The organism is Phycicoccus avicenniae (genome assembly GCF_018139485.1).
GTDB lineage: Bacteria > Actinomycetota > Actinomycetes > Actinomycetales > Dermatophilaceae > Phycicoccus > Phycicoccus avicenniae.
The window spans coordinates 107,362-133,396 of record NZ_JAGSNF010000015.1 but is presented as its reverse complement, the minus strand read 5'-3'; the positions used below and the strand labels follow the sequence as shown (position 1 = coordinate 133,396).

The following is a 26,035-nucleotide window of genomic DNA, read 5'->3' as shown; positions in this document are numbered from 1 at the left end:
GGGGGCGCTCGGGGGCGTCGTGCTCGACGCCGCTGGTCCGCCCCGATGTCACTGTTCGTGCCGACCGGGCACCGTGGACGGGTCGATCGTACCGGTTAGGCTCGCGAGCCATGGACGAGACACCCCCGGGCGCCCCGGCCGCGACCGAGACCTCCGCCGTGCCGGCCGCCGTCGTCGACCTGCTCGGGGTGCTCGCGTACGGCGAGCTCACGGCCTTCATCCGGATGGCCGTCGACTGCGACCTCGCCCCGACGCTCGGGCTCAAGACCTCGATGGGCCGGCTCGCGACGACCGACTTCGAGCACTACTCCCTGCTCGTCGAGCACATGCGCGAGCGGGGCATCGACCCCGAGGCCGCGATGGCGCCGTTCGTGGCGCCGATCGCCGTCTACCACGAGCGGACGAGGCCCAAGGGCTGGCTCGAGGGCCTCGTCAAGGGCTACGTCGGCGAGGGGATCGCGCGCGACTTCTACCGGGAGATGACGGCGTTCGTCGACGCCGACACCCGCGAGGTGATGCAGACCGCGCTCGACGACCGCAGCGAGGCCGACTTCGTCGTCCAGATCGTCCGCGACACGATCCGCACCGACCCCCGGGCTGCGGGTCCGCTCGCCCTCTGGGGGCGGCGGCTGCTCGGGGAGGCGCTGTCCCAGGCCCAGGCGGTGGCCGTCGACCGCGACGCGATGTCCGCGCTGCTCGTCGGCGGGGGCGTCGACCTCGGCGAGATCGGCCGGATGTTCACCCGGCTCACCGACAACCACACGGCCCGGATGCACCGGATGGGCCTCGAGGCCTGAACGGCCGCTCCCCACGACGGAGGGCCCCCGCCGTGGTGGCGGGGGCCCTCCGACGTGGCGGTGGTGCGGTCAGCGGGTGGCGCCCCGGGAGGCGGTGAAGCGCTCGTAGCCGACGATGAGGACCGCCGCGACGACGATCGAGATGAGCCAGCGGATCCAGTCGACACCGCCGGTGCTCTCGACGCCGATCCCGGCCGCGAGGAACCAGCCGATGACGGCGCCGAGGATGCCGAGGACGATCGTCATGATGACGCTGATGTTCTGCCGGCCCGGCAGGACGACGCGGGCGAGGACGCCGACGATGATGCCGGCGATGATCGAGCCGATGATGGACACGGTCGCGCTCCTTCCCCGGGCGTGCTGTCCCGGGCTGATCCGTCCGCGACCGACCGGGGCCGGTCGCGGGGGCCGGGGACCCCGGCTCACCTCGGACGCTAGACCTCGCCGAGAACGAGCGTCAATCGTCGAACCGGCGTGGCGCGCAGGCGTCGTGGCAGGTCAGAGGGAGTGGAAGCCGACGCGGCCCTTCTCGGACTCGCCGACCTGGACCCAGCCGACGGCCCGCCCCGGGACGAGGATCGTCCGGCCCTTGCTGTCGGTGAGGCGCAGCACGCCCTCGGGGGAGGCGAGGGCGGTGTCGACGGCCTTCGCGACCTCGTCGGAGTCGGCGTCGGTCTCGACGGTGATCTCGCGGGCGACGTTCTGGACGCCGATGGTGACCTCCACGGGGCACGACCTTTCGTCAGCGGCGCGGCAGGGGCCGCGCGGTGGGTGCGTTCGTCGCTCAGGCTAACCGTCGCCGTCGGGACCCTGTTCCGCCGGGCGAGCGTGTTCGCCGAGGGCTCAGCCGCCGACCTTCGGGAACGAGCCCAGGCCGCGCCACGCGAGCGTGCTGATCATCCGGGCCGCCTCCTCCTCGGGGATGTCCCCGCCCTGGGCGAGCCAGTGCCGCGCGGCGACCTGGGCCATCCCGGCGAGGGCCGAGCCGAGGAGCAGGGCCCGCTCGTCGTCGACGCCGGTGTCCTCGGCGATGACCTCGGAGATCGCCTCGGCGCACGACATCTCCACCCCGTCGAGGCGGGCCCGCACCTGCGGGACGCTCGTGAGGTCGGACTCGAAGACCATCCGGAAGGCGGCGTCCTCACGGGTGACGAAGTCGAAGTAGGCAGCGACCGTGGCGCGGACCCGGACCTCGTTGTCGCCCTCCGTCGTCTCGAGGGCGCGGCGGACGAGCTGCTCGAGGGTGTCGCAGTGGGTGTCGAGCAGCGCGAGGTAGAGGTCGAGCTTGCCGGGGAAGTGCTGGTAGAGGACCGGCTTGGACACCCCGGCGCGCTCGGCGATCTCGTCCATCGCCGCGGCGTGGTAGCCGGACTGGACGAAGACGGCCTGGGCGGCCTCCAGCAGCTGGGCGCGGCGCTCGCTGCGCGGCATCCGTGCGCTGCGGGCTGGGGTGACGCTCGACATGGGTCCTCCGGTGTGCGGCAGTGCCCGGTCCACGTGGGCGCCCCACATCCTACGGACGGGTAGGTCGCCCGCGACGTCGGCGACCCGCGCGGTGTTAGGTTCCGGGCATGGCGCGCACCCCGCTCGTCCCACCGGGGCCGGAGCTCTCCGCCACCGAGCGCACCCGGTTCGCCCGGCACCTGCTCCTGCCCGACCTCGGCGTCGACGGCCAGCGTCGGCTGAGGGCGGCGCGGGTGCTCGTCGTCGGGGCGGGCGGGCTCGGGTCGCCGGCGCTGCTCTACCTCGCGGCCGCGGGCGTCGGGACGATCGGGGTCGTCGACGACGACGTCGTCGAGTCGACGAACCTCCAACGCCAGGTTGTCCACGGCGTCGACGACGTCGGGCGGGCCAAGGTCGACTCCGCCGCCGAGTCCGTCGCCGCCATCTCCCCGGACACGACGGTCGTCCGGCACGGCGAGCGGCTCACCGAGGAGACCGCACTCACGGTCCTCGCGGACTACGACCTCGTCCTCGACGGTGCCGACAACTTCCCGACCCGCTACCTCGTCGGCGACGCGTGCGCCCGGCTCGGCATCCCACACGTCTGGGGGTCGGTGTTCCGCTTCGACGGGCAGGTCTCGGTGTGGTGGGCCGGTGAGGGGCCGTGCTACGCCTGCGTCTTCCCGCGACAGCCGGCGCCGGGGGCGGTCCCCTCGTGCGCCGTCGGCGGGGTGCTGGGCGCCGTGTGCGCGTCGGTCGGGTCGGTCATGGCGACCGAGGCCGTCAAGCTCGTCACGGGCATCGGCGAGGTGCTCGTCGGGCGCCTGCTCGTCCACGACGCCCTGGCCCAGTCGTGGGACGCCGTGCCCGTGCGGCGCGACCTTGGGTGCCGGGTCTGCGGCAGTGGGGCGGACGTCACGGCGCCGCTCGGCTGGTCGACGGCGGCCCCCGAGGTGCCGGTGCCCGCGGTGACGGGCGACCGCCCGGTCGTCGACGTCGCGGAGCTCGAGGGGCTGCTGGGTCGCCGGTCCGCGGGGGAGGTGGCCTTCACCCTCCTGGACGTCCGCGAGCCGGGGGAGCGGGACGTCGCCGCCATCCCGGGCTCGGTGCTCCTGCCCGTCGGCGAGGTCCGCGACGGCGCGGTCGTGCCCGGCGCCGACGGACGGGTCTACGTGCACTGCAAGTCTGGGGGCCGCTCCGCCGAGGCCGTCGACCTCCTCCGGGCCCGTGGGGTGGATGCCGTCGACGTGGCCGGCGGGGTCCTCGCGTGGTCGCGCGACGTCGACCCGTCCGTCCCGACGTACTGAGCCGCCCGGTCGCGCCGGCCGCCGCACCGGGTGCAGGGTGGGGCGATGGAGCACGACCTCTCACGGTTCGTCGACGCCCAGGACCGCGGCGGCACGTACGACCAGGCCCTGCGCGAGCTGCGGTCCGGGCACAAGACGGGGCACTGGATCTGGTTCGTGCTGCCGCAGGTCTCCGGTCTCGGACGCAGCGCCACGTCGCAGGCCTACGGGCTCGACGGCCTCGACGAGGCGAGGGCGTACCTCGCGCACCCCGTCCTCGGGCCGCGGCTGCGGGAGTGCTGCGAGGCGCTGCTCGGGCTGGAGGGGTCCGACGCCACCGCCGTGCTCGGTCCCGTCGACGCGGTGAAGCTGCGCTCGTCGATGACGGTGTTCCTCCGGGCGTCGGTGGCGGGCGGGGGCGACGGCCAGCCGTTCCGGGCCGTCCTCGACCGGTACTTCGGGGGTGAGGAGGACCCGCACACGCTCGACCGTCTCTGAGCGGCCGGAGCGCCCGGTGCCCGACGGTGCGTGACGTACACCCACCGTCCCGTCGAGCACCGGCTCCGGGTGCGGCGGCTGTCGGCCCGGCGTGGTGAAATCGCCCGCATGCTCGTCCTCACCCGACCGCCGGCCACGTCGGCCGACGCCCCCGACCTCGACGCCGACCAGCGCGCCGCGGTCGAGGCGTCGGCGCCGGTCGTGCGGGTGCTCGGCGCCCCGGGCACCGGGACGAGCACCGTCGCCGTCGAGCGGGTCGTGCGGGCCGTCGCCGACGGGTTCCCGGCCGACTCCTGCCTGCTCCTCGCCCCCACCCGGCTCGCCGCGGCCCGGCTGCGCGACGTCGTCACCGCCCGGGTCGGCGGGACGACGACGACCCCGCTCGCCCGAACCCACCAGTCCTTCGGCTTCGGGCTGCTGCGTGAGGCCGCCGCGCTCGCCGGGGACCCGACACCGCGTCTCCTCAGCGGACCGGAGCAGGACGTCATCCTCCGCGAGCTCCTCGTCGGGCACGAGGTCGGCGGCACCCCGTCGCCGCCGTGGCCGGAGTCGGTCCGGCTCGCCCTGCCGACCCGGGGCTTCCGCACCGAGCTGCGCGACCTCCTCATGCGGGCCGTCGAGCTCGGCCTCACCCCCGAGGACCTCGAGGCGCTCGCGCAGGAGCACGACCGGCCCGAGTGGACCGCGGGCGCCGCGGTGCTCCGCGAGTACGAGGACGTCACCGCCCTGTCCGCCGCCGGGGCGTACGACCCGGCGGCCGTGCTGGGCGCTGCCGCCGACCTCCTCGAGACCGACCCCGCGGCCCTCGACCGGATCCGCGGGCGGCTGCGGCTCGTCGTCGTCGACGACGCCCAGGAGCTCACCCCGGCGGGGCTGCGGCTGCTGCGGGTCGTCACGGGCGACGGCGCCGTCCCGCTCGTCCTCACGGGGGACCCGGACGCCGCGACCCAGACCTTCCGCGGGGCGGACCCGCGCCTCTTCCTGCGCTCCTGGCCGGACGCGGCGACGGTGCTCCTCGGCCACGGTCATCGCAGTCCTTCGGAGGTCGCCGCCGCGGCCACCCGCGTCACCGCGCACGTCGGCGTCGTCGGCGGGACGGCGCACCGGTCGCCGAGCCCCGCCGGCGAGGACCCCGGCGCGGTCGAGGCGCACCTGCTGCGGACCGGCGCGCAGGAGGCGTCCTACGTCGCGGCCCGCCTGCGCGAGGCCCGCCTGCGGCACGGGGTCCCGTGGAGCCGGATGGCCGTCCTCGTCCGCGGCGGCTCCCGCACCGCCACCCTGCGCCGCGTGCTGCGGGCGGCGGGCGTCCCCGTCGACACCGCGGCCACCGAGCTGCCGGTCCGCGACGAGGCCGCGGTGCGGCCGTTCCTCGCGCTGCTGCGGTGCGCCCTCGAGGTCCACGCCGGCGACGAGACGCTGGACCCAGACGTCGTCGTCGACGTCCTCGGCTCCCCGCTCGGCGGCGCCGACGCGGTGGGCCTGAGGCGGTTGCGGCGGGCCCTGCGCCGGGTCGAGCTCGACGACGGCGGCGGCCGGCCGAGCGACGTCCTGCTCGCCGAGGCCGTCCTCGCCCCCGCGGCCCTCGAGCGGGTCGGCCCCGAGGCCCGGCCGGCGTGGCGCGTGCACCGGGTGCTCCGGGCGGCCACCGAGGCGCTCGCCGACTCGCGGGGGGTCGAGGAGGTGCTCTGGGCGATGTGGAGCGCCGCCGGTCTCGCCGACCCGTGGCGGACGACGGCCCTCGCCGGCGGACCGGCGGGCACCCGCGCCGACCGCGACCTCGACGCCGTCCTCGGCCTCTTCGACGCCGCCGCCCGCTTCGTCGACCGGCTCCCTGCGTCGCGCCCCGCGGACTTCCTCGAGCACCTCCTCGGCCAGGACGTCGCCGGCGACACCCTCGCCGCGCGGGCGGCGCCGGGGGAGTCCGTCGCACTCCTCACGCCCGCCGCGGCGGCCGGGCTCTCGTGGGACCTCGTCGTCGTGGCCGGGGTCCAGGACGGGGTCTGGCCCGACCTGCGCCTGCGCGGGTCGCTCCTCGGGTCGAGCGACCTCGTCGACGTCGTCGCGGGCCGCTCGACCGACCCCAGGGCCGCCCGCGCGCAGGTCCGCCACGACGAGACCCGGCTCTTCCTCGTCGCCGTGACCCGTGCGGCCCACCGTCTCGTCGTCACCGCCGTCCGCAGCGAGGACGAGCAGCCCTCGCCGTACCTCGACGTCGTCGACCCGCGCCCCGACGCCCGTCCCTTCACCGACGTCCCCCGGCCGCTGACGCTCGACGGCCTCGTCGGCGAGCTGCGCCGGTCCCTCCTCGACGCCGACGGCTCGGTGCGCGGGGACGCGGTGACGACGCTGGCCCGGCTGACCCGGGAGGAGGTGCGCGGCGCCGACCCCGCCCAGTGGTGGGCCCTGCGCGACACGACCGACGACCGCCCGCGCCGCGGCCCGGACGCCGACGTCCCGGTGTCGCCGTCGTCGATCGACCGGTTCGGCCAGTGCGGACTGCAGTGGCTGCTGCGGGCCAGCGGCGGCGACGGTCCGTCGATGGGAGCGCAGGACATCGGCACGCTCGTCCACGAGATCGCCCACGACCTCGGCGACGTCGACGCCGCGACCTACGCCGCGGAGCTCGAGGCCCGCTGGGGGCGGCTCGGGATGCCGCCGGGCTGGCTGTCCCGGCGCGACCTCGACCGGGCCCGGGCGATGACCGACCGGCTGGCCCGGTACCACCGCGAGGCCGACGCCCAGGGGTGGCGCCGGGCCGCGTCCGAGGAGCGGATGCGGTTCGGGCTCGGCCGCGCGGTCGTCGCCGGCACCGTCGACCGTGTCGAGGTCGCCCCCGACGGGCGGGTGCGGATCGTCGACCTCAAGACCGGGTCGCGGAAGCCGACGAAGACCGACCTCGCCCGGCACGGCCAGCTCGGCGCCTACCAGCTCGCCGCCGAGCACGGGGCCTTCGCCGCCCACGGCTCCGGGTCCGGTGGCGCCGCCCTGCTCCAGCTCGGGCGGGCCGCCGGGGTGACGACGACGCTGCAGGTGCAGGTCCCCCCCGCCGAGGACCCCGAGGACCCCGCGTGGGCGGCCGACCTGCTCGCCCGGACGGCCGACGGCATGGCGGCGGCGACGTTCGTCGCGACCCCGGGCCGGGACGTCTGCGGCACGTGCCAGGTCAAGGACTCCTGCCCCGCCCAGCCCGAGGGGAGGCGCGTGTGACCCCCTCGACGTCCCCGGCCGACGCGACCGCGGCCCACCCCGTCCGGCCCCGCTGGACCGCCGCCGGGCTCGCCCGGGCGCTCGGCCAGCCCTACGCCCCCACGCCGGAGCAGGCGGCCGTCATCGAGGCGCCGCTCGAGCCGCTGCTCGTCGTCGCGGGCGCGGGGTCGGGCAAGACGGAGACGATGGCGGCGCGGGTCGTCTGGCTCGTCGCCAACGGCCTCGTCCGGCCCGACGAGGTGCTCGGGCTGACCTTCACCCGGAAGGCGGCCGGCGAGCTGTCCGAGCGCCTCGCCGCGCGCCTGGCGACGCTGCGCGAGGCCGGCCTGTGGACCCCCGAGGCCGAGGACGGCGCCGCCGTGCTCGACGACACCCCGGACGTCTCGACCTACCACGCGTACGCCGGACGGATCGTCCGCGAGCACGGCCTGCGGGTGGGCGTCGAGCCCGAGAGTCGACTGCTCACCGAGGCCGCGGCGTGGCAGTTCGCGCACGACGCCGTCGTCGCCTGGGACGGTCCGATGGACGTCGTCGACAAGGCCGAGTCGACGGTGACGACGGCCGTCGTCGACCTCGCCGGCGAGATGGCCGAGCACCTCGTCGAACCGCACGACGTCGCCGCGCATCTCGCCGAGGTCGTCGCCACCCTCGAGGCCGTGCCGCCGGGCGAGGGGACGAAGAAGAGGAAGCACCCGCTGCGCGAGCAGATGGACGTCCTGCGCCAGCGGGCGGCCGTCGTCCCCGTCGTCGAGGCCTACCACCGGCTCAAGCGGTCGCGGGACGCGATGGACTTCGCCGACCGGATGGCCGTCGCGGCCCGGCTCGCGACGACCGTCCCGCAGGTCGGCGCGGCCGAGCGGGCCCGGTACAAGGCGGTGTTCCTCGACGAGTTCCAGGACACCTCCGAGGCGCAGCTCCGCCTGCTCCAGGCGCTCTTCGTCGCCCCGGGTGCACCCTCGCCGGTCACCGCCGTCGGGGACCCCCACCAGTCGATCTACGGCTGGCGCGGTGCGTCGGCGACGACGCTCGACCGGTTCCGCACCGACTTCGGCCACGCCGGCGACGCGGCCGTGCTCCACCTGTCGACGAGCTGGCGCAACGACCGGACCGTCCTCGACGCCGCCAACGTCCTCGCCGGCCCGCTCGCCGCGACGACCCCCGTCGAGGTCCGCCCACTGGACCCACGCCCCGACGCCGGGCCCGGCCACGTCGCGACGGCCAGGCTGGAGACGGCCCGCGACGAGGCCGAGCACCTCGTCGGGTGGCTGCAGGCCCGGCGCGCACGGCCCGGTCGCTCGAGCGCCGCGGTGCTGTGCCGCAAGCGCTCGCAGTTCGACCCCGTCGTCGACGCCCTCGAGGCCGCCGGGGTCGCCTACGAGGTCGTCGGGCTCGGCGGCCTGCTGCACACCCCCGAGGTCGCCGACCTCGTCGCCCTCCTCCATGTCGTCGCGGACCCCGGCCGGGGTGACCGGCTCATGCGCCTGCTCACCGGCCCGTCCTGCCGGCTCGGTGCCGCCGACCTCGACGGCCTCGGCGCCTGGTCACGGGCCCTTTACGACGGGACGCACCGCGCCCGCGGGGCCGACCTGGACCCCGAGGCGGGCGACCGCGCGAGCATCGTCGAGGCCCTCGAGCACCTGCCCGGGCCCGACTGGGTCGGTCGGGACGGCGAACGGCTGTCCGGCGCGGCCCTGTCCCGACTCAGCGGGCTCGGGGCGGCGGTGCACCGGCTGCGCGGTCTGACCGCGCTCGGCCTCGCCGAGCTCGTCGCCGAGGCCGAGGTCGCGCTCGGCCTCGACATCGAGGTGCTCGCCCGCCCCGGCTACACCCCCGGCGCCGCGCGGGCCCACCTCGACGCCTTCGCCGACGTCGCCGCGACCTTCTCGGCGAGCGCCGACCGGGCGAGCCTCGGGGGCTTCCTCGCGTGGCTCGAGGCCGCCGTCGACGAGGAGCGCGGGCTCGACCTCGGCTGGGTCGAGGCCCGCCCCGACGCCGTCCAGGTGATGACCGTGCACGCCGCGAAGGGCCTGGAGTGGGACGTCGTCGCCGTCCCCGGTCTCGTCGAGGCGTCCTTCCCGGCGCACTCGGCCACCCAGGGCAAGGTCGTCGGCGACGAGTGGGGGCACACCGACCCCTCCGACAAGGCGTGGCTCACCGGTCTCGCGACGCTGCCGTACGACCTGCGCGGCGACTGCGCGGGCCTGCCGCGGTTCGGCTGGTCCGACCCGCACGAATGGGACAGCCTCCAGCAGGCCTTCGAGCGCTTCACCCGGGTCGCGGCCGACCACGGTGTCGTCGAGGAGCGCCGGCTCGCCTACGTCGCGGCGACGCGCGCCCGGCACGACCTGCTGCTCAGCGCCCACGTCTGGGGCACGGCCTCGACGCCTCGGGTCACCTCCCGCTTCCTCACCGAGGTCCGGGACGCCGGCGGCACGCTCGCCCCCGGCCCGTGGGTCGACATGCCGCCGACGGACGACCCGAGGCCGGAGAACCCGGCGACGGCGCAGGCGGTCGCCGTGGAGTGGCCGACGCCGGACCATCTCGAGCGGCGCGACCGGCTGCTCGGTCCCGCCCGGGACGTCGCCGACGCGGTGTCGGCCGCGGGTGGACGTCCCGCCGGCGGTCCGCAGCGCGGCCGCTGGGACGAGGAGGTGCGACTGCTCCTCGCCGAGCGCCGGGCGCGGCGCGGCGGTGGGGACGTCGAGGTCTCGCTCCCACCGCACCTGTCGACGTCGGCCCTGGTCTCGCTCGCCGACGACCCCGAGGCCTTCACCGCCACCCTCCGTCGTCCGATGCCCACGCCCCCGGCCCTCGCCGCCCGCCGCGGGACCGCGTTCCACGCGTGGGTGGAGGAGCACTTCGCGCGGGCCGCCATCGTCGACGTCGACGCGCTGCCCGGATCGGCGGACGAGGACGCCGGCGCCGAGGACCTCGACCGGCTCCGGGACGCCTTCCTCGCGTCCGAGTGGGCCGCCCGTACGCCCACGGAGGTCGAGACGAGTGTCGAGACGGTCGTCGACGGCATCGCCGTGCGGGGGAGGGTGGACGCGGTCTTCGAGGACGTCGACGAGGACGGCGACCCCGTGTGGACCGTCGTCGACTGGAAGACGGGGGCGCCGCCGTCCGGTCGCCGGGCCGAGGTGCGCGCCCTGCAGCTCGGGGCCTACCGGCTCGCCTGGGCCCGGCTGCGGGGGGTCGACCCGTCCCGGGTGCGCGGGGCGTTCTTCCACGCGGCGACGGGGGAGACGACCTGGCCGGACCTGCCCGACGAGGAGGCGATCAGCCGGGCTCTCGCCGCGGCGCGTCGGCGCTGACCCCGCCGTCGGGAACCGTGCCGTCGTCCGGCGCGGCCCCGGTGGACGCGGTGTCGGCGCCGGCCGGCGGTTCGTCGGCGGTGTCCGTGCCGGCGGTGCCGGAGTCGGTGCCCGCGGGGTCGTCCGGAACGTCGCCCGTGGCCGGGGACGCTCCGGCGTCGGCCGGGGTGAGCTCTGCGGTGTCGTCGTCCCGCCGCCGGTCCTCGGATGCGGCTCCGGCGGGCTCCCGCGGACCGTCCTCGAGCGGGACCGGACCGCGGCGGGAGCGCACCGTCACCGGACGCAGCGAGAGACCGCGGCCGTCGCCGTCCTCGGCCGCGTGGACCGCGTCGTCCAGCCGCCGCAGCTGCGTCGACAGCACCTCGACCGCGCCCTGGTCCCGGCGCCCGAGCGCGGCCATGAGCCGCGCGAGCAGCCCGAGCTCCGACCCGAGCCGGGCCCGCACGAGCAGGTTGCCGTCCGGGCGCTCCGAGCGGTGGTGGGCGTAGGCCTCGAGGACCGTCTCGACCGCCTCGGTGGACGCCTCCTCGACGAGGGGGGCGAAGTCGTCGGCCGGGTCGGCGACCTTGGCGTTCTCCCAACCGGTGAGGGCGGCGACACGTCCGCTCGAGGCGTCCCGCTCGTCGTCGAACACGGCGAGGAGGTGCTCCCCGGAGACCGCGCCGTGGACGGGGGTCGCGGCGAACCGCCACAGGGAGACGTCCTCGAGCGCCTCCTCCCAGCGTCCGAGGAGGGTCGTCGGCACCCGGCCCGTCGCCGCCGCACGGTCCAGTTCGGCGAGCCGGCGGGTGCGGTAGGCGTCGGCGTCGTACGTGGGGACCCCGGCCTCCTCGTAGACCGCCGGGTCGAGGTCGTGGAGGGCGGCCAGGGCCCGGCCCAGAGCGACGGCGAGGCCGGGGCCGTGCGGCAGCTCGCCGAGGTCGAGCGCGTGGCCGGGCAGGAAGGGGTAGACCGCGGCGCGCCCGCCCTCGTCGAGGGCGACGAAGCCTCGGGGGGCGGGCACCGCGAACGGCACCCTCCGGGCGAGCAGCCCGAGGAGGGCGACGGTGCGGTCCATCTCGGCCCCCGCGACGTCGGTCCGGGGAGCGCGCACGACCCAGCGGCGGTGCTCCTGGTCCTGGACGAACGCGACGTCGAACGACTGGTCCGGAGTGCTCGCGATCGCCTCGACGGTCACCGGCTCGAGGCCGGGCACCGCGGCGCCGGCCAGGGCCGCGAGAAAGGCTGGGCTGCGCTCCACCCCGCCACGGTATGCCCGCCGCGGCCCGTAGGGTGGGAGCCGTGGCCGGTGCCGGACGATCTCTTCCCGACGTCGCGCTGACCCGGATGGCGATCGACCGCCGCTCCGAGCTGCGCGACCCCGACCTGCTGCCGCGGCTGCTGGGGGACGACGCGACGCGGGTCTTCCGACTCCACGGCACGGCCACCCCCGTTCACGAGACCGCCGACGGCGGTGTCCGGCTCGTCCTCGACGCCCCCGAGCCCGGCGACGTCGAGCGGCTCGCCGTCTACCTCGGCGAGGCGGGCGGGCGGGCCCACGTCGGGGTCGTCCACTTGGCGAGGGAGGAGCAGGCGCCGGACGAGCGCACGCTCCGCGAGGCCGGGGCCCTGCTCGACGACCTGGGTGCGTCGCTCTTCGCGACGACCCTCGCGCTCGCCAACTGGCACCGGACGCACGGTCACTGCCCGCGCTGCGGCGCTCGCACCGTGGCGGCCCACGCCGGCTGGGTGCGCAGCTGCCCCGAGGACGGCAGCGACCACTACCCGCGGACCGACATGGCCGTCATCATGGCCGTCGTCGACGACGCCGACCGCATCCTGCTCGCGCGCAACCGTGCCTTCCGCGGGCGCGGGATGTCGGTGCTCGCGGGGTTCGTCGAGCCCGGGGAGACGCTCTCCGCGGCGGTCGAGCGGGAGGTCGGTGAGGAGGTCGGCATCGGGGTCACCGACGTCACCTACCTGGGCGACCAGCCGTGGCCCTTCCCCGCCTCGCTCATGCTCGGGTTCCGGGCGCGGGCGCTCGGCACCGACCTGCGCCTCCAGGAGGACGAGATCGCCGCGGCCCGGTGGTTCACCCGGGACGAGCTCGTCGCGGCCGTCGCAGAGGAGTCGGTCGTCGTGCCGGGGCGGGTGTCCATCGCCCGGCGGCTCATCGAACACTGGTTCGGCGGCCCCCTCGACGCCCCCGAGATCCCCCTCCGCTGACCCCCGCAAGCGCGCGCTACGGCGCGGCACCGGTCGGGATCAGGACCAGTACTGCGCCGTAGCACGCGCCCGCCGGGGCGCGGACACCACGGACCCCCCGGCCGGGGCCGGGGCACGCGCGGTCAGGCGGACAGGCGGGCGGCGACGTCCTCGGCGGGCGGGTTCGTCAGCGTCGTGCCGTCCGGGAACAGGACGGTCGGCACCGTCTGGTTCCCGCCGTTCTGCAGCATGACGAACTCCGCGGCGTCGGGCTTGCGCTCGATGTCGACCTCCGTGAAGTCGACCCCGGCACGCTGCAGGCCGGCGCGGAGCATCCGGCAGAAGGGGCACCACGAGGTCATGAAGACGGTGACGGTGCCGGCGGTCGGCGGGGCGGGGGTGCTCATGGTTCTCCTCGGTCGGTCGTGGTCCGGCGGTGCCAACGTCGTCGTCGGCGCCGCTCTTCCCGCCGGTCGGGCCGTCGGTCCCGGCACCTAGGATCGGACCCGATGACGACGTTGCCCGTGCACCCCGGGGCCGACCAGGTCCTGGACGCCCTCGACCCCGAGCAGCGGGAGGTCGCGGCCCACCCCCGCGGCCCGATGTGCGTCCTCGCGGGCGCCGGCACCGGCAAGACCCGCGCCATCACGCACCGCATCGCCTACGGGGTGCTGTCCGGCACCTACCAGCCGCAGCGTGTCCTCGCCGTCACCTTCACCGCCCGGGCTGCCGGCGAGATGCGCACCCGCCTGCGCGACCTCGGGGTCGGCGGGGTCCAGGCGCGCACCTTCCACGCCGCGGCCCTGCGCCAGCTGCACTACTTCTGGCCGCAGGCGATCGGCGGGGCGGCGCCCGAGGTCATGCCGCACAAGGCGGGTGCCGTCGCCGAGGCGGGTGGACGGCTGCGCCTGCGGCTCGACTCCCCGGGCGTGCGTGACCTCGCGTCCGAGATCGAGTGGGCCAAGGTCTCGCTGCTCACCCCCGACACCTACGCCTCCGCCGCGACCGCCCAGCGCCGCGAGCCCCCGGCCGGGCTCGACGCCACGGCGATGGCGCGGCTCATGGCGACGTACGAGGACGTCAAGAGCGACCGCGGCGTCATCGACTTCGAGGACGTCCTGCTCCTCACCGCCGGCATCCTCGGCGAGCACCAGGAGGTCGCCCGGGCGGTCCGCAGCCAGTACCGCCACTTCGTCGTCGACGAGTACCAGGACGTCAACCGGCTCCAGCAGACCCTGCTCGACCTCTGGGTGGGGGAGCGGGACGACCTGTGCGTCGTCGGCGACCCGGCGCAGACGATCTACTCCTTCACCGGCGCCTCCCCGGAGCACCTCCTCGGCTTCCGCAGCCGCTTCCCGCAGGCGCGCGTCGTCGAGCTCGTCCGCAACTACCGCTCCACCCCGCAGGTCGTCACCCTCGCGAACCTCCTGCTCCGCACGCCCGGTGGCGGCCGACGCTCCGGGTCGGTCGAGCTGCGGGCCCAGCGTGAGGAGGGGCCGCAGCCCGAGCTCGTCGTCGCCGACGACGACCCCGCGGAGGCCGAGGGCGTCGCGGCCCGTGTCGCCGGCCTCGTCGCCGACGGCCACCCCGCCTCGGAGATCGCCGTCCTGTTCCGCACGAACGGCCAGAGCGAGCAGATGGAGTCCGCCCTCGCCGAGAAGGGCGTCCCGTACCTCGTCCGCGGCGGCGAGCGGTTCTTCTCCCGCAAGGAGGTCCGCGACGCCGTCCTCCTCCTGCGTGGGGCCGCCCGGACCGACGACGGCGAGGTCCCGCTGCCCGACCTCGTCCGCGACGTCCTGCTCGGGGCCGGCTGGACCCGCGAGCCCCCGACGAGCGGCGGGGCCGCCCGCGAGCGGTGGGAGTCCCTCTCGGCGCTCGCGGCCCTGTCGGACGACCTCGCCGCGACCGATGCCGAGGCCCGCCTGCCCGGCTTCGTCCGCGAGCTCGACGAGCGCGCCGCCGCCCAGCACGCGCCCACCGTCCAGGGGGTGACGCTCGCCTCGCTGCACGCGGCCAAGGGCCTGGAGTGGGACACCGTCTTCCTCGTCGGGTGCTCCGACGGGCTCATGCCGATCACGATGGCCGAGACCCCGGCCGAGATCGAGGAGGAGCGGCGCCTGCTCTACGTCGGGCTGACCCGGGCGCGGACGCGGCTCGTCGTCAGCTACGCGCGGGCCCGGACTCCCGGCGCGAAGGGCACCCGTCGCCCGTCGCGCTTCCTCGACGGGACCGAGGCGGTCCTCGGCGCCGGGGCCCGGAGCACGCCGAAGCGCCGGCGTGGCACGTCGTCGAAGAGCAGCGCGCCGCTGCGGACCGCCTGCCGGGTGTGCGGCGGCGACCTCACGACGGCCAAGGAGCGCACGATCGGGCGCTGCACGCTGTGCCCGCCGACGATGGACGAGCAGCTCTTCGAGACGCTGCGCGAGTGGCGGCTCGAGACGGCGAAGGAGGCCTCGGTGCCGGCGTACGTGGTCTTCACCGACGCCACGCTCACCGCGATCGCCGAGCGCGTGCCCGCCGACACCCGCGAGCTGTCCCGGATCCCGGGGGTCGGGGCCGCCAAGCTCGAGAAGTTCGGCGACGCCGTGCTGGCTCTCGTGAAAGATTTTTCCGAGAGCCAATCCGACTGAGCCGCAGCCGTTCACGGCACTGGGGCGACCCTCGCACGGATCGGGTCGCGTTTAATCCGTTGCCGGGCTCGATCGGGCGGCAATACAGTGCTCGGCATCAAGACCTCGCGTGCCCGTCCGGGTGCGTGACACCGCCAGACCCGTGAGGAGGGGTGGACCGATGGAGACGACGACGATGACCGACGCGGCGATGACCGCTGCCGGTGTGACGTGCGCTCGCGACCGGGCCGGTTCCACCACGATCCACGCGGGCATCGGCGGTCGTCTCCAGGGGAGCGGTCTGTCCGTCGTCGGTATCGACGTCCGGGACCGCGGCCACGCCTTCGGCGCCGCCGCCACCGATGCCCCGGCCAAGGGTTCCGTGGACCCACGCCTCGAGGGGCCACCTGTCTAGCACCAGGTAGCCATCACCTCGAGGCCGCGGATCCCGACCGGGATCCGCGGCCTCTTCCGTGTGCCGCCCGAGCACACCCACAACCACGCGAGGACCAGACCATGACCTGCACGACCGGACGGACCGACCGCCCGCCCCATACCCCGCACCCGACCGGGTGCGACGGAACCCACGAGCGCCACACCCGGCGCGCCGAGCAAGGAGGTGACCCCACGATGCAGCTGACCGACCTCATCGACCTGCGCGAGGAGTCCGTGACCGACGGTCTCGGAGTCCCCTGCCGCGAGAACGACCCCGAGGTGTGGTTCGCCGACACCCCCGAGGGTGTCGAGTTCGCCAAGGCGCTCTGCGAGGACTGCCCGGTCCGCCGGAGCTGCCTCGCCGGCGCCCTGGAGCGGCGCGAACCGTGGGGCGTCTGGGGCGGGGAGTACTTCGTCCAGGGAGTCACCGTGGCGCGCAAGCGGCCCCGGGGGCGCCCCCGCAAGTCCGAGGTCGCCGCCTGAGGGCGACCCACCACACACGAGCACGACCCGACAGGAGAACGACATGTACCACCGACGGATGCAGCAGGTCCGCCGCTCCCTGCACGAACGCCGCGTCCACGCGACGCAGCGGGAGGTGCGCGAGACGGCGAACCGCGAGCAGATGCGGGCGGTCGTCCACGGCATGGTCCGATGACCGGCCTCGACAGCCCCGAGCGCACCGCCCCCGACGCCGCGTCGGGGGCGGTGCCCGTTCCGGCCCTGCGCGCCCGCGACTTCTGGCGCGCCGTGGCCGGCGAGCTGCTGGCTACGCTGACCCCATGGCCGCGCTGACGATCGCCCAGGACCCCGCCGCCGACCGTGTCCTGTCGGAGGACCCCTTCGCCCTGCTCACCGGCATGCTGCTCGACCAGCAGTTCCCGATGGAGCGCGCCTTCGCCGGCCCCGCGAAGGTGCTCGAGCGGTTCGGCAGCCTCGACCCGGCCGCCGTCGCGGCCGCCGACCCCGAGGCGTTCGCCGACCTCTGCGCCACCCCGCCGGCGGTCCACCGCTACGGCCGCTCGATGGCCGGGCGCATCCAGGCCCTCGCGGTCGTCGTCCGGGACGAGTACGGCGGGGACGCACGCCGCATCTGGACCGAGGCGTCCTCCGGCGCCGACCTCGTCCGGCGGCTCAAGGCCCTGCCCGGCTTCGGCGACCAGAAGGCCCGGATCTTCGCCGCCCTCCTCGGCAAGCAGCTCGGGGTCCGGCCCGACGGGTGGCAGGAGGCCTGCGGCGCCTACGCCGAGGACGGCTCGTTCCGGTCGGTCGCGGACGTCACCGACCCGGACTCGCTCCAGAAGGTCCGCGACTTCAAGAAGGCCGCGAAGGCCGCCGCGAAGACCAAGGCCTGACCGGTGACCGGGGGCGGTGACGCCCGGGAGGCCCACCCGGTGTGTGCGACGTGCGGGTTCAGCCCATCGGGGGAGGAGGCCATCACGGCGGCGCGCCTCACGTGGACCCGTGGGCGCGAGCAGGGGCGCGAGGTGTGGACCTGCGTCGACTGCAGCCGGCGCCACCTGCGCGGCATCGAGGGCAAGCTCGACTCCGCCTGGTGGTGACGCCGCGGGCGCGCCCGAGGGGTGGGGCCTGCGGGGTCAGGCCGCGGCGTCCGGGTCCGGCGGCAGCCGGGACTCGTCGACGCCCGGGAGGTAGGCGCACACCATCTCGCGCAGCGGCACCGTGCCGCCGATCTGGCTGAGCACGCCGATGCCGCCGAGCCACACGCGGTGGATGAGGACGTACGCCCGCGGCAGGTTGAGCTTGAGCCCGAGGAGGAACTGCGGGCGCCGGGGGTCCTGGATCTGGTTCGCCGCCCCCCGCAGCCACTCCCGGGTGGGGGTGAACTCGTCGTGGAGGATCGGCTCGACGAGCGGGTCGAGGTACTCGACGAGACCGTCCGGGTCGACGTCGATGCCCTTCTTGATGAACCCCTCACGGCGCAGGACGTCGACGAGCGCCGGGCCGTCGCCCGCGAGGGCGTACGTGAGGATCTCGCCCATCTCGCTCGGCAGTCCCTCCGGAAGCCGGTTCACCGCGCCGAAGTCGAGGACCCCGAGCCGGCCGTCCGGTGTGATCCGGAAGTTCCCGGGGTGCGGGTCGGCGTGCAGCAGACGGGCCCGGGTGGGCGCCCGCAGCTGGAACTCCAGGTAGAGGGTCGCGGCCTCGTCACGCTGCTCCTGCGTGCCCTCGGCGATGACCCGGGCGAGCGGGGTGCCCTCGACCCACTCGGTGACGAGCACCTGGGGCGAGTCGACGAGCACGTCGGGGACGAACACGTCCTCGTCGTCCCGGAACGCCCGGGCGAAGTGCCGCTGGTGCTTGGCCTCCAAGGCGTAGTCGAGCTCCTCGGACATCCGCTCGCGCAGCTCGTCCATGATCGGCTTGATGTCGACGCCCGGGACCCAGGAGCCGGTCATCCGGGCGACCCGGGAGATCTGGCTCAGGTCGGACAGCAGCGCCTTGCCGGCTCCCGGGTACTGGATCTTCACCGCGACCTCGCGGCCGTCACGCCACACCCCGCGGTGCACCTGGCCGATCGACGCGGCGGCGGCCGGCACGTCGTCGAACTCGACGAGCTTCGTCGAGGCCCACCGGGGACCGAGCTCCTGGGCGAGGATCGCGTGGACCCGGTCGCGACCCATCGGCGGGCCCGACTCCTGGAGCTTGGTGAGGGTCGCGCGGTAGGGCCCGACGAGCTCCTCGGGCATCGCGGCCTCCATGACCGACAGGGCCTGGCCGAACTTCATCGCGCCGCCCTTGAGCTGGCCGAGGACGGCGAACATCTGCTCGGCCGTGCGGGCCTGCAGCTCGGCGGCGACGACCTCGGCGGGACGGCCACCGACGCGCTTGCCGACGCCGAGGGCGGCTCGCCCGGCATGCCCCAGGGGGAGCCCGGCGAGGCGTGCCGCCCGGGCGATGGACGACCCGGGGATCTCGCGCTCGCGTTCGCTCACCTGCCCATTCTCACCCGAGCGGGTCCCGAAGTGGAGCGCAGGGCCGCCCGGGTCCGCGGACCCCGGCACCAGGGGCCCGGACGGGCGCGTGGGCCCTTCAGGTCCTCGGCGGAGGACGCCTAGCGTCGCCGAGGTGCCGATGCCTTCCCGACACCGACCGTCGTCGTATCCACGGACGACGTCCCGCGAACGCGGCCACGCGGCGGTGGAGTTCCTCGGGGTGGCGCTCGTCGTCACGGTCGTCGTCGTGGCCCTGGCCCCGTCCCCGCAGTCGGTCGCGTCGGTCGCGGAACGGGCCTGGTGTCTCGTGACGAGTCCCGGCAGGGACGGTGCCGCCGACTGTGAGGAGGCCGTGCTCGCCGGGACCGGGCCCGGCGAGCAGCCCTCCGGACCGGACGGCGGCCCCGCGGACCCACCGGCGACGCCGGAGGGCGAGCCGGAGGACGTCCCGGACCCCGAGGAGGTGCCCCCTCCCGACCCCGAGAACCCCGACGACCCGGCGTGCCGAGACGTGCTCCCGACGAGTGGGCCGCTCGACGCCGACGATCCCACCCGTGTACGGGTCGGGTGCCGCGAGCTGTTCGCGCCGGAGCAGTGCCAGAGCGAGTGGGACGTCTACACCGCAGCCGACGAGGGGCGGGACCGGGGTGACGCGGCGCGTCCCCTGGCCGCGTGCATCGAGGAGGCCTACGACTCGATGGAGCCGCCGTGCGTCACGGGGGCGGAGACGACGGTCGAGCGCTCCGAGATGCGTTTCCTCTTCGTCCGGTTCGGCAGCTCGCGCGGGATGCTCGTGGAGCACCTGGGCGACGGACGGGCCCGGATCCACCTCGTCGAGGGGGCCGAGACCGGCGGTGGGGCGTCCGGGGGTGTGGGCTCGTTCTCCTTCGACGTCGCCGGGCTGTCCGGCTGGTCGACGGACACGACGTACGAGTTCGCCGACCTCGAGGGGGCCCAGGAGTGGGTCGACTGGTACCGCTCCTACGGCGCCCTGTCCGCGAGCTACGAGCGGTTGGGCAACGTGCGGTGCCGGCAGTTCTGCAGCGGGGTGTACAAGACCCGCAAGGAGGTCAAGGAACGACTCGACGCGACGATCGCGAACGAGGCCCCCCACCACGAGCTGGCGTCCGCCGAGGCCGACACCCGCAAGGTCACGCTGTCGGGTGGCGTCGACCTCCCCCTGACGAAGAAGGGCTCCAAGGGCGAGGGCTCGGGCACGCTCGGCATCTCCGGCGACTACACCGGCGAGGTCGTCGTCGAGGACCGCCACTGGAACGACGGGACCCAGACGGTCACCTACAGCTCGAGCGACGCGGGCGGCTTCCTCGTCGCCGCGAGCCTCGGGGGCAAGGGCCTGTCGAAGCGGGACGAGAAGGACAAGGGTCGCGGTGGCGGCGGCTCGGGCCACGCCGGTGGTGGCGCGACGTTCAGCGGCAAGACGAGCACGACCGTCGTGTGGGGGCCCGACGGCGACCTGTCGAAGCTGCTCGTCGCCGTCGACGACCAGGTGCTGGACGAGCTGTTCGACGCCGGTGTGGACCTCGAGGCGACGCTCCCGTACGGCTTCGGCGTGAGCGGCGGCTACTCCCGCACGCAGAAGGAGGGGGAGGCCTCGGTCACCGAGCTCGTCCTGGACTTCGAGCAGTTCCCCGAGCTGCGCGACGAGCTCGGGCCGCGCATCGACGAGCTCTTCCCGCGGGACGACGACGGGGACCTGCGGCGCGACGACGTGACGATCGACGTCGACGAGATGACCGAGGACGGCGGACGCGTCCACGACGTGCTCGCCGAGTCCGCGAACGTGCGTCGTCTCGACTACGACGTCGCCGAGGTCGAGGAGGCCGGCGAGGTCGGCGTCGACTGGCAGGGCATCGACCTCTTCAAGGCCTCGTGGACGACGGTGGAGAGCGAGCGGACGCTGTCCTCGTCGTCCTTCGAGATCACCGACGTCGAGGGTGAACGGCAGCGGGTCACCCCCACCCCCCGGTGCGAGGACGAGCCGTTCGAGGCCCCGGACGGCTACTACACGCAGGACTTCTCGGACCCGCCGGCGGTCCCGATCGTGCCGGTCTGACCGGTCCGACCGGTCTCACCCCGCGACGCGCACGAGGCCGCAGCCGCAGCGGGGGCGCGCGGACCACACCCGGTGCCGCACCGTCGGCCCGGCGCCCGCGACCTCGGTCGAGATGGCGGCGAGGTGGGTGTCGCCGCGGAGCGCCGAGAGGGTGACGACCGTGGCGACGGAGGCCGCGAGGACGAGGACCCCGTCGTCCCCGCCGGCAGGGGGCACGACGCGCTCCGTCGGTGGGTCGTCGAGGCGGGCGGCGACGCACCCGAGGCACGGCGAGCGGCCCGGGAGCACGAGCGGCCCCACGTCGACACCCCCGGGCCGCGCCCGCACCGGGAGGTGGGCGACGCCGTGGGCGTGCCAGGGAGCGTGCATCGACGGGCACCGCACCCACGCGGGCTCGTGCCCGGTGACGAGCAGCACCGCGCCGGGCCGTGGGCCGCCCCCGGCGACGTCGAGCTCGGCGGCGTCCGCCGCGTGGCCACCGGCGCGTACCCGTACCCCGAGCCGGCGTAGCTGTGCGGCGACCTCCTCGGCCACCGGGCCCCAGCCGTCGACGACGACGTACCCCCGCGTGCGCTCCATCCCTGCCCCCGAGTCCGACCCTGCTCTCGGGCCTCATCCTGCCCGGCCGGAGGTGTTCGCGCGGGCGGCCGTCCACAGGCCCCGGGAGGGCTCAGGCCTTGCCGAGGATGCGGTTGAGGTTGGTCCCGCACACGGGGCACTCTCCCTTGGCCATCCGGCGGCCGTTGTCGGAGACGACGACCCTGCCCTCGGCCTCCCGCTTCTCCTTGCACTTCACGCAGTAGAACTCGCCCTTGTAGGTCTCCTCGGCCATCGGGGCCTCCTCACCCGGTCGTGCCACCACGACCGTCGTGTGTCGCCGCGACGCGGCCTGGACCGGTCCACACTAGCCAGCGCGCGATGCCGGCGGACCCCCTCGGGACGCCTGTCGGCCCGCGAGTCCTCCCCCGGCGGGCGCCGCGGTCACCGGACCCGTGCCCGGTGCTCGACCCCCTGCCCCCACCCACCTACGCAGCCCCGTCCGTCCCTCCGTTCCCCGTAGGATGCGGACCGTGCCCACCGGGGACGTCGAGGTCCGCCGCAGTCGTCGCCGCCGTCGCACGGTCAGTGCGTACCGCGACGGTGGCCGCACGGTCGTGCTCATCCCGGCGTCCTTCTCGGCGGCCGAGGAGCGCAGCTGGGTCGACCGGATGGTCGGCCGGCTGGACGCGGGCGACCGGCGGCGCGGCAGCACCGACGCCGACCTCGCAGCCCGTGCCGGCCGGCTCTCCGAGCGCTACCTCGGTGGCCACGCGCGTCCGGTGAGCGTGCGATGGGTCTCGACGATGGACAGGCGATGGGGCTCGTGCACCCCCGCCGACGGCACGATCCGGATCTCGGACCGGCTGCACGAGGTCCCGGCCTACGTCCTGGACTACGTCGTGCTCCACGAGCTCGCGCACCTCCTTGTCCACGGGCACGGCCCCGCCTTCTGGCACCTCCTGGGATCCTTCGACCGGCTCGACCGGGCCCGCGGGTTCCTCGACGGGATGGCCTTCGGCGCGGGGGAGCCCGGACCGGAGAGCACCGACGAGGAGGACGCGCCCGAGGAGACCTCAGCCGACGCCGAGGACCTCGCGGGCCCGGGCGACCAGCCCTGAGAGCTCGGCCTCCGCATCGTCCGGCAGGGCGTCGACCGGCCACCACCGCACGTCCAGGGACTCGCTGCTCACCGCCGGGACTGCCCGGTCGGGGGCGAGCGCGGCGAAGCGCACGTCGAGGTGCTCTCGACAGTGACCGAACCGCGAGGACAGGGCGTGCCGGTCGAGCGTGACCGGGTCCGGGAGCGGCTCGAGGTCCGGGACGCCGGACTCCTCGCGCGCCTCGCGTCGTGCCGCGTGCCACAACGTGCGGTCCGTGGGCTCGAGGTGCCCGCCGAACTGGAACCAGCGCCGGGCCTTGCGGTGCAGGGTGAGCAGCACGCGCTCACCGGTCGCGTCGAGGACGACGCAGGACGCGGTGAGGTGCTGCGGCGGCCCCTGCTTCGCGAGCCCGTCGGGGTGCGAGGCGAGGAAGTCGGCGTAGGAGCGCCGCAGGCCCTCCTGTCCGGCGTCGGGCGCCGTCCACGCCCCGAGGACGCGGACCGCGTCGGCGTAGAGGTGGGCGTAGGTGCGGGCGAGGTCGGCGTCGAGCGACCCGCCGGTCACCCGCGTCCCTCGTCCCCGCTCTCACCGCGCAGCAACGCGTCGAGCTCGGCGTCGAGGTCGTCGCCGCCGGTGTCCTGGCTGCGCTCGACGTAGCCCAGCGGGTCGTCGAGGTCGGCCGTCGACGGCGCGAGGTCGGGGTGGCGCCAGGCGGCGTCCCGGGCGCCGGCGCCGCCGGAGTCCTCGAGCGCGCGGAAGAGGTTCGCCGCGTCGCGCAGCCGCCGCGGCCGCAGCTCGAGGCCGACGAGGGCGCCGAAGGCCTTCTCCGCGGGTCCGCCCGTCGCCCGGCGGCGTCGCACGGCCTCACCGAGCGCGGAGGCGGCGGGCAGGTGGGCCTCGCACGCCCGGCCGGCGACGACGTCGACCCAGCCCTCGACGAGGGCGAGCACCGTCTCGAGCCGGGCGAGGGCCGCCTGCTGCGCGGGGGAGTGCTGCGGGGCGAACATCCTGCCCTGGAGCGCCTCCTGCACCGCCTGCGGGTCGGCCGGGTCGATGGAGCGGACCGCCTCCTCGATGCCCTCGGTGTCGATCGTGATGTCGCCGGCGTAGTCGCGGACGGCGGCGAGCAGGGCGGGCGCGAGCCACGGCACGGCGTGGAACAGGCGGACCCGGGCGACCTCGCGCACAGCGAGGAAAAGCCGGGTCTGCGCCTCGTCGACCTCGAGGCCCTCGGCGAGCTCGCGGACCGCGGCGGGCATGAGGACGACCTCGGGCGGCGTCACGAGCGGGAGGGAGACCTCGCAGCCGGTGAGCACCTCGCCCGCGAGCCGCCCGACGCCCTGTCCGAGCTGCATCGAGAACATCGAGCCGTGCATCCGGCGCAGCATGGGGGCCGCCTGGTCCATCATCCCCGCCATCGCGGGCGGGACCGCGCCCTCGGGCAGGTCACCGAGCTGGCGCTCCAGGACGGCCGCGACGGCGTCCGAGACGCCCTCGGCGACGGGCTCGACGAGCCCGGCCCACACCGGCATCGTCGCCTCGACCCACTCGGCACGGCTCCACGCGGTCCCCCGCAGCCCCGGGGAGTCGAGGTCGGTCGCCCCGGCGAGCCAGAGGTCCGCGACCTGGACGGCCTCGGCCGCGGCACGCCGGTCGGCCTCGCCGGCGAGCGCGTCGCCCGCGGACGCCACGGTCTTCCGGGCGATGTCGGTCGCCACCGTCGCGTCGACCGCGGTGTCCGACGGGGGCGCGGCGAACATCGCCTGCACCTGCCCCATGACCATCTGGAGCATCTGCGGGTCGACCTTGTCCAGGCCCATGCCCTGGACCATCGAGGCCAGCTGTGGGTCGACCTCGCCTCCGGTCAGCCCCCGGAGCAGCTGCTCGAGCTCGGGGGGAAGGTCTGGGGTGTCGTCGTCACCTCGGTCGGTCACGGCCGGTCTCCTGCGGGTCGGGTGTGACAATGTCGTCCTGTCTGTACCCAACCACCTGCCGACCGGAATCGTTCCGAGGGGTCGGCGATAGGGAGTGCCCCGTGCCCGACCACCCCGGCGAGGTCGCGCTCGTCGCGGTCCGTGACGAGCCGCTGTCCGTCGACGAGGTGCTCGGCGCCGTCCGGCACCCCCGGTGCGGCGGCGTGGCGCTGTTCGTCGGCGTCGTCCGCGACCACGACCACGGTGACGACGTGACGGGCCTGGACTACTCGGCCCACCCCAGCGCGGAACCGACGATGCGCGAGGTCTGCGAGGAGGTGCTCGCCGGGTCGGACGCGCTGCGCGTCGCCGCCGTGCACCGCACCGGCCGCCTCGAGATCGGCGACCTCGCGGTCGTCGTCGCCGCGGCCGCGCCCCACCGTGGCCAGGCCTTCGATGCCTGCCGGGCCGTCATCGATACCCTCAAGGCCCGCACCCCGATCTGGAAGCAGCAGCACCTCGGCGACGGCTCCGACGAGTGGGTGGGGCTCCCGTGAGCCTGCCCGGCGCACCCGGTGCCGCTGCCCCGCACGAGGTCGGGGGCTCCCGAGGTCCGGCCGGCCCGGGACGCGGGGTCACCGCCCTGCTCGTCGGCCTCTTCTCGCTCGTCGTCGTCGCCGCGGGTCTGACCTTCGTGCCGCTGCCGTACGTCGTCCTGTCCCCGGGGCCGGCGACCAACATCCTGGGATCGGTCGACGGGCAGCCCGTGCTCGCCGTCGAGGGCGTCGAGACGTTCCCGACCGACGGCGCGCTCGACTTCACGACCGTCGCCTTCGACGGGGGCCCCGGACGCGAGGTGACGGTCTACGACCTGCTCGGGGCCGCGTTCCGCCCGGAGGTCGAGGTCCGCCCGGAGGAGCTGTACTTCCCGCCCGACGCCTCCGAGGAGGAGGTCGAGGCCGAGAACGCCGAGCTGATGAACGACTCCCAGACGGTCGCCGCCGCCACGGCGCTGCGCGCGCTGGGGCGCGACGTGCCGACCGTCGTCCAGATCGCCGAGGTCGCCCCCGACGGTCCCGCCGCGGGCACGGTCGAGCAGGGCGACGTCGTGCTCCAGGTCGACGGCTCGCCGGTCGGCGACGCGGGGGCGGTCGCCGACGCCGTGCAGGACCGCTCGCCCGGCGACGACGTCAACCTGCGGGTCCGGCGGGACGGGGCCGAGCGCACCCTCACCGTGCCGACCGGCGACGTCGAGGGCCGCGCGGTCATCGGGGTCTTCCTCCGCACCGACTACGACCTGCCCGTCCAGGTGACCCTCAACACCGGCCGGGTCGGTGGCCCGTCGGCGGGGCTGATGTTCACTCTGGCGATCTACGACTCGCTGACGCCCGGTGCCCTCACCGGCGGCGAGCGCATCGCCGGGACCGGGACGATCGCCGACGACGGGACGGTCGGGCCGATCAGCGGCATCCGGCAGAAGCTCGTCGGAGCGCGGGAGGCCGGGGCCGAGTGGTTTCTCGCCCCCGTCGACGACTGCGCCGACGCCGAGGGTGCGGTGCCGGACGGCATGGAGGTCTTCGAGGTGGGGACCTTCGAGGAGGCCCGTGCCGCCGTCGAGGCGATCGCCGCCGGGGACACCGGCGGCCTCACCCGCTGCGGCTGACCGCGAGCGTCGAGG

General features: G+C 75.5%; 27 protein-coding genes. 17 read left to right on the top strand and 10 right to left on the bottom strand.

Annotated elements, in window-relative coordinates:
- Positions 1-110 precede the first annotated feature (110 nt).
- The gene (locus tag KC207_RS11065) at positions 111-797 is read left to right on the top strand and encodes a ferritin-like fold-containing protein (RefSeq protein WP_211603082.1); all 687 of its coding nucleotides are present in this window, start codon (positions 111-113) and stop codon (positions 795-797) included.
- A gap of 69 nt (positions 798-866) precedes the next feature.
- On the opposite strand, the gene KC207_RS11060 is transcribed toward KC207_RS11065, so the two are convergent.
- The 3 genes from KC207_RS11060 to KC207_RS11050 form a co-directional block, all read right to left on the bottom strand.
- Positions 867-1,133 carry a GlsB/YeaQ/YmgE family stress response membrane protein gene (locus KC207_RS11060; protein WP_249138698.1) on the bottom strand — a complete coding sequence of 89 codons (267 nt, stop codon included), beginning with the start codon at positions 1,131-1,133 and terminating at the stop codon, positions 867-869.
- A gap of 162 nt (positions 1,134-1,295) precedes the next feature.
- A complete protein-coding gene (locus KC207_RS11055; protein ID WP_211603081.1) occupies positions 1,296-1,523 on the bottom strand; it encodes a DUF3107 domain-containing protein in 228 nt (75 codons plus the stop codon).
- A 117-nt stretch (positions 1,524-1,640) separates the two neighbouring features.
- Positions 1,641-2,261, bottom strand: a complete 621-nt coding sequence (locus KC207_RS11050; RefSeq protein WP_211603080.1) for a TetR/AcrR family transcriptional regulator — start codon at positions 2,259-2,261, stop codon at positions 1,641-1,643.
- A 107-nt stretch (positions 2,262-2,368) separates the two neighbouring features.
- On the opposite strand from KC207_RS11050, the gene moeB reads away from it, so the two are divergent.
- Genes moeB through KC207_RS11030 form a run of 4 tightly spaced genes read left to right on the top strand, consistent with a single transcriptional unit; the run spans position 2,369 to position 10,545 of the window.
- A complete protein-coding gene (moeB, locus tag KC207_RS11045; protein WP_211603079.1) occupies positions 2,369-3,547 on the top strand; it encodes a molybdopterin-synthase adenylyltransferase MoeB in 1,179 nt (392 codons plus the stop codon).
- Between the two features lie 45 nt (positions 3,548-3,592).
- Positions 3,593-4,024: a DUF1810 domain-containing protein gene (locus KC207_RS11040; protein ID WP_211603078.1), complete on the top strand. Its 432-nt coding sequence runs from the start codon at positions 3,593-3,595 to the stop codon at positions 4,022-4,024.
- Between the two features lie 30 nt (positions 4,025-4,054).
- Positions 4,055-7,231: an ATP-dependent helicase gene (locus KC207_RS11035; RefSeq protein ID WP_249138697.1), complete on the top strand. Its 3,177-nt coding sequence runs from the start codon at positions 4,055-4,057 to the stop codon at positions 7,229-7,231.
- Positions 7,228-10,545 (top strand): ATP-dependent helicase, encoded by a 3,318-nt coding sequence (locus KC207_RS11030; RefSeq protein ID WP_211603077.1) that lies wholly within the window; start codon positions 7,228-7,230, stop codon positions 10,543-10,545. The genes KC207_RS11035 and KC207_RS11030 overlap by 4 nt, the downstream gene beginning before the upstream one ends.
- Here KC207_RS11030 and KC207_RS11025 read toward each other — a convergent pair.
- Positions 10,511-11,785 (bottom strand): phosphotransferase, encoded by a 1,275-nt coding sequence (locus tag KC207_RS11025; RefSeq protein WP_211603076.1) that lies wholly within the window; start codon positions 11,783-11,785, stop codon positions 10,511-10,513. The genes KC207_RS11030 and KC207_RS11025 overlap by 35 nt on opposite strands.
- 41 nt (positions 11,786-11,826) lie before the next feature.
- Between KC207_RS11025 and nudC the strand changes: the two genes are divergently transcribed.
- On the top strand, positions 11,827-12,750 hold the full coding sequence (nudC, locus tag KC207_RS11020; RefSeq protein ID WP_249138696.1) for an NAD(+) diphosphatase: 924 nt from the start codon (positions 11,827-11,829) through the stop codon (positions 12,748-12,750).
- A 122-nt stretch (positions 12,751-12,872) separates the two neighbouring features.
- On the opposite strand, the gene KC207_RS11015 is transcribed toward nudC, so the two are convergent.
- Positions 12,873-13,136, bottom strand: coding sequence for a mycoredoxin (locus KC207_RS11015; protein ID WP_211603074.1), 264 nt, complete (start codon positions 13,134-13,136; stop codon positions 12,873-12,875).
- Positions 13,137-13,238: 102 nt separating this feature from the next.
- Here KC207_RS11015 and KC207_RS11010 point away from each other — a divergent pair, with 102 nt between their 5' ends.
- The 7 genes from KC207_RS11010 to KC207_RS10985 all read left to right on the top strand — a co-directional run bounded on the left by KC207_RS11010 (position 13,239) and on the right by KC207_RS10985 (position 17,335).
- A complete protein-coding gene (locus KC207_RS11010) occupies positions 13,239-15,359 on the top strand; it encodes an ATP-dependent DNA helicase UvrD2 (protein ID WP_282958970.1) in 2,121 nt (706 codons plus the stop codon).
- A gap of 175 nt (positions 15,360-15,534) precedes the next feature.
- The gene (locus KC207_RS11005; protein WP_211603073.1) at positions 15,535-15,753 is read left to right on the top strand and encodes a hypothetical protein; all 219 of its coding nucleotides are present in this window, start codon (positions 15,535-15,537) and stop codon (positions 15,751-15,753) included.
- A gap of 215 nt (positions 15,754-15,968) precedes the next feature.
- On the top strand, positions 15,969-16,256 hold the full coding sequence (locus KC207_RS11000; RefSeq protein WP_211603072.1) for a WhiB family transcriptional regulator: 288 nt from the start codon (positions 15,969-15,971) through the stop codon (positions 16,254-16,256).
- A 43-nt stretch (positions 16,257-16,299) separates the two neighbouring features.
- Positions 16,300-16,431, top strand: coding sequence for a hypothetical protein (locus KC207_RS17040; RefSeq protein ID WP_282958969.1), 132 nt, complete (start codon positions 16,300-16,302; stop codon positions 16,429-16,431).
- Entirely contained in the window at positions 16,428-16,568 is a 141-nt protein-coding gene (locus tag KC207_RS10995) for a hypothetical protein (protein WP_211603071.1), read from the top strand. Before KC207_RS17040 ends, KC207_RS10995 begins: the two co-directional genes overlap by 4 nt.
- On the top strand, positions 16,556-17,128 hold the full coding sequence (locus KC207_RS10990; RefSeq protein WP_211603070.1) for an HhH-GPD-type base excision DNA repair protein: 573 nt from the start codon (positions 16,556-16,558) through the stop codon (positions 17,126-17,128). Before KC207_RS10995 ends, KC207_RS10990 begins: the two co-directional genes overlap by 13 nt.
- Before the next feature lie 3 nt (positions 17,129-17,131).
- The gene (locus KC207_RS10985) at positions 17,132-17,335 is read left to right on the top strand and encodes a hypothetical protein (protein ID WP_211603069.1); all 204 of its coding nucleotides are present in this window, start codon (positions 17,132-17,134) and stop codon (positions 17,333-17,335) included.
- Positions 17,336-17,371: 36 nt separating this feature from the next.
- Here the strand turns inward: KC207_RS10985 and KC207_RS10980 are convergent, their stop codons facing one another.
- Positions 17,372-18,730, bottom strand: a complete 1,359-nt coding sequence (locus KC207_RS10980; protein WP_211603068.1) for an ABC1 kinase family protein — start codon at positions 18,728-18,730, stop codon at positions 17,372-17,374.
- 205 nt (positions 18,731-18,935) lie between these two features.
- On the opposite strand from KC207_RS10980, the gene KC207_RS10975 reads away from it, so the two are divergent.
- A complete protein-coding gene (locus tag KC207_RS10975) occupies positions 18,936-20,804 on the top strand; it encodes a hypothetical protein (protein ID WP_211603067.1) in 1,869 nt (622 codons plus the stop codon).
- A gap of 15 nt (positions 20,805-20,819) precedes the next feature.
- Here the strand turns inward: KC207_RS10975 and KC207_RS10970 are convergent, their stop codons facing one another.
- Both KC207_RS10970 and KC207_RS10965 read right to left on the bottom strand, forming a co-directional pair.
- On the bottom strand, positions 20,820-21,383 hold the full coding sequence (locus KC207_RS10970; protein WP_211603066.1) for a hypothetical protein: 564 nt from the start codon (positions 21,381-21,383) through the stop codon (positions 20,820-20,822).
- 91 nt (positions 21,384-21,474) lie between these two features.
- Positions 21,475-21,636 carry a DUF5679 domain-containing protein gene (locus KC207_RS10965; RefSeq protein WP_211603065.1) on the bottom strand — a complete coding sequence of 54 codons (162 nt, stop codon included), beginning with the start codon at positions 21,634-21,636 and terminating at the stop codon, positions 21,475-21,477.
- Between the two features lie 229 nt (positions 21,637-21,865).
- Here KC207_RS10965 and KC207_RS10960 point away from each other — a divergent pair, with 229 nt between their 5' ends.
- A complete protein-coding gene (locus KC207_RS10960; protein ID WP_211603064.1) occupies positions 21,866-22,462 on the top strand; it encodes a M48 metallopeptidase family protein in 597 nt (198 codons plus the stop codon).
- Here KC207_RS10960 and KC207_RS10955 read toward each other — a convergent pair.
- Both KC207_RS10955 and KC207_RS10950 read right to left on the bottom strand, forming a co-directional pair.
- Positions 22,418-23,008 (bottom strand): NUDIX hydrolase, encoded by a 591-nt coding sequence (locus tag KC207_RS10955; RefSeq protein WP_211603063.1) that lies wholly within the window; start codon positions 23,006-23,008, stop codon positions 22,418-22,420. The genes KC207_RS10960 and KC207_RS10955 overlap by 45 nt on opposite strands.
- Complete coding sequence (locus tag KC207_RS10950; protein ID WP_249138695.1) at positions 23,005-24,378, bottom strand: zinc-dependent metalloprotease; 1,374 nt, start codon at positions 24,376-24,378, stop codon at positions 23,005-23,007. Before KC207_RS10950 ends, KC207_RS10955 begins: the two co-directional genes overlap by 4 nt.
- 101 nt (positions 24,379-24,479) lie before the next feature.
- Between KC207_RS10950 and KC207_RS10945 the strand changes: the two genes are divergently transcribed.
- A complete protein-coding gene (locus tag KC207_RS10945) occupies positions 24,480-24,914 on the top strand; it encodes a molybdenum cofactor biosynthesis protein MoaE (RefSeq protein WP_249138694.1) in 435 nt (144 codons plus the stop codon).
- Positions 24,911-26,020 (top strand): YlbL family protein, encoded by a 1,110-nt coding sequence (locus tag KC207_RS10940; protein ID WP_249138693.1) that lies wholly within the window; start codon positions 24,911-24,913, stop codon positions 26,018-26,020. The genes KC207_RS10945 and KC207_RS10940 overlap by 4 nt, the downstream gene beginning before the upstream one ends.
- Positions 26,021-26,035 lie beyond the last annotated feature (15 nt).

What these genes read in the sequence shown, in the direction of transcription:
- KC207_RS11065 (WP_211603082.1), top strand. Translation starts at nt 111, where the DNA reads ATGGACGAGACACCCCCGGGCGCCCCGGCCGCGACCGAGACCTCCGCC.
- KC207_RS11050 (WP_211603080.1), bottom strand. Translation starts at nt 2,261, where the DNA reads ATGTCGAGCGTCACCCCAGCCCGCAGCGCACGGATGCCGCGCAGCGAG.
- moeB (WP_211603079.1), top strand. Translation starts at nt 2,369, where the DNA reads ATGGCGCGCACCCCGCTCGTCCCACCGGGGCCGGAGCTCTCCGCCACC.
- KC207_RS11040 (WP_211603078.1), top strand. Translation starts at nt 3,593, where the DNA reads ATGGAGCACGACCTCTCACGGTTCGTCGACGCCCAGGACCGCGGCGGC.
- KC207_RS11015 (WP_211603074.1), bottom strand. Translation starts at nt 13,136, where the DNA reads ATGAGCACCCCCGCCCCGCCGACCGCCGGCACCGTCACCGTCTTCATG.
- KC207_RS11010 (WP_282958970.1), top strand. Translation starts at nt 13,239, where the DNA reads ATGACGACGTTGCCCGTGCACCCCGGGGCCGACCAGGTCCTGGACGCC.
- KC207_RS11005 (WP_211603073.1), top strand. Translation starts at nt 15,535, where the DNA reads ATGACCGACGCGGCGATGACCGCTGCCGGTGTGACGTGCGCTCGCGAC.
- KC207_RS11000 (WP_211603072.1), top strand. Translation starts at nt 15,969, where the DNA reads ATGCAGCTGACCGACCTCATCGACCTGCGCGAGGAGTCCGTGACCGAC.
- KC207_RS17040 (WP_282958969.1), top strand. Translation starts at nt 16,300, where the DNA reads ATGTACCACCGACGGATGCAGCAGGTCCGCCGCTCCCTGCACGAACGC.
- KC207_RS10995 (WP_211603071.1), top strand. Translation starts at nt 16,428, where the DNA reads ATGACCGGCCTCGACAGCCCCGAGCGCACCGCCCCCGACGCCGCGTCG.
- KC207_RS10990 (WP_211603070.1), top strand. Translation starts at nt 16,556, where the DNA reads ATGGCCGCGCTGACGATCGCCCAGGACCCCGCCGCCGACCGTGTCCTG.
- KC207_RS10970 (WP_211603066.1), bottom strand. Translation starts at nt 21,383, where the DNA reads ATGGAGCGCACGCGGGGGTACGTCGTCGTCGACGGCTGGGGCCCGGTG.
- KC207_RS10965 (WP_211603065.1), bottom strand. Translation starts at nt 21,636, where the DNA reads ATGGCCGAGGAGACCTACAAGGGCGAGTTCTACTGCGTGAAGTGCAAG.
- KC207_RS10960 (WP_211603064.1), top strand. Translation starts at nt 21,866, where the DNA reads ATGCGGACCGTGCCCACCGGGGACGTCGAGGTCCGCCGCAGTCGTCGC.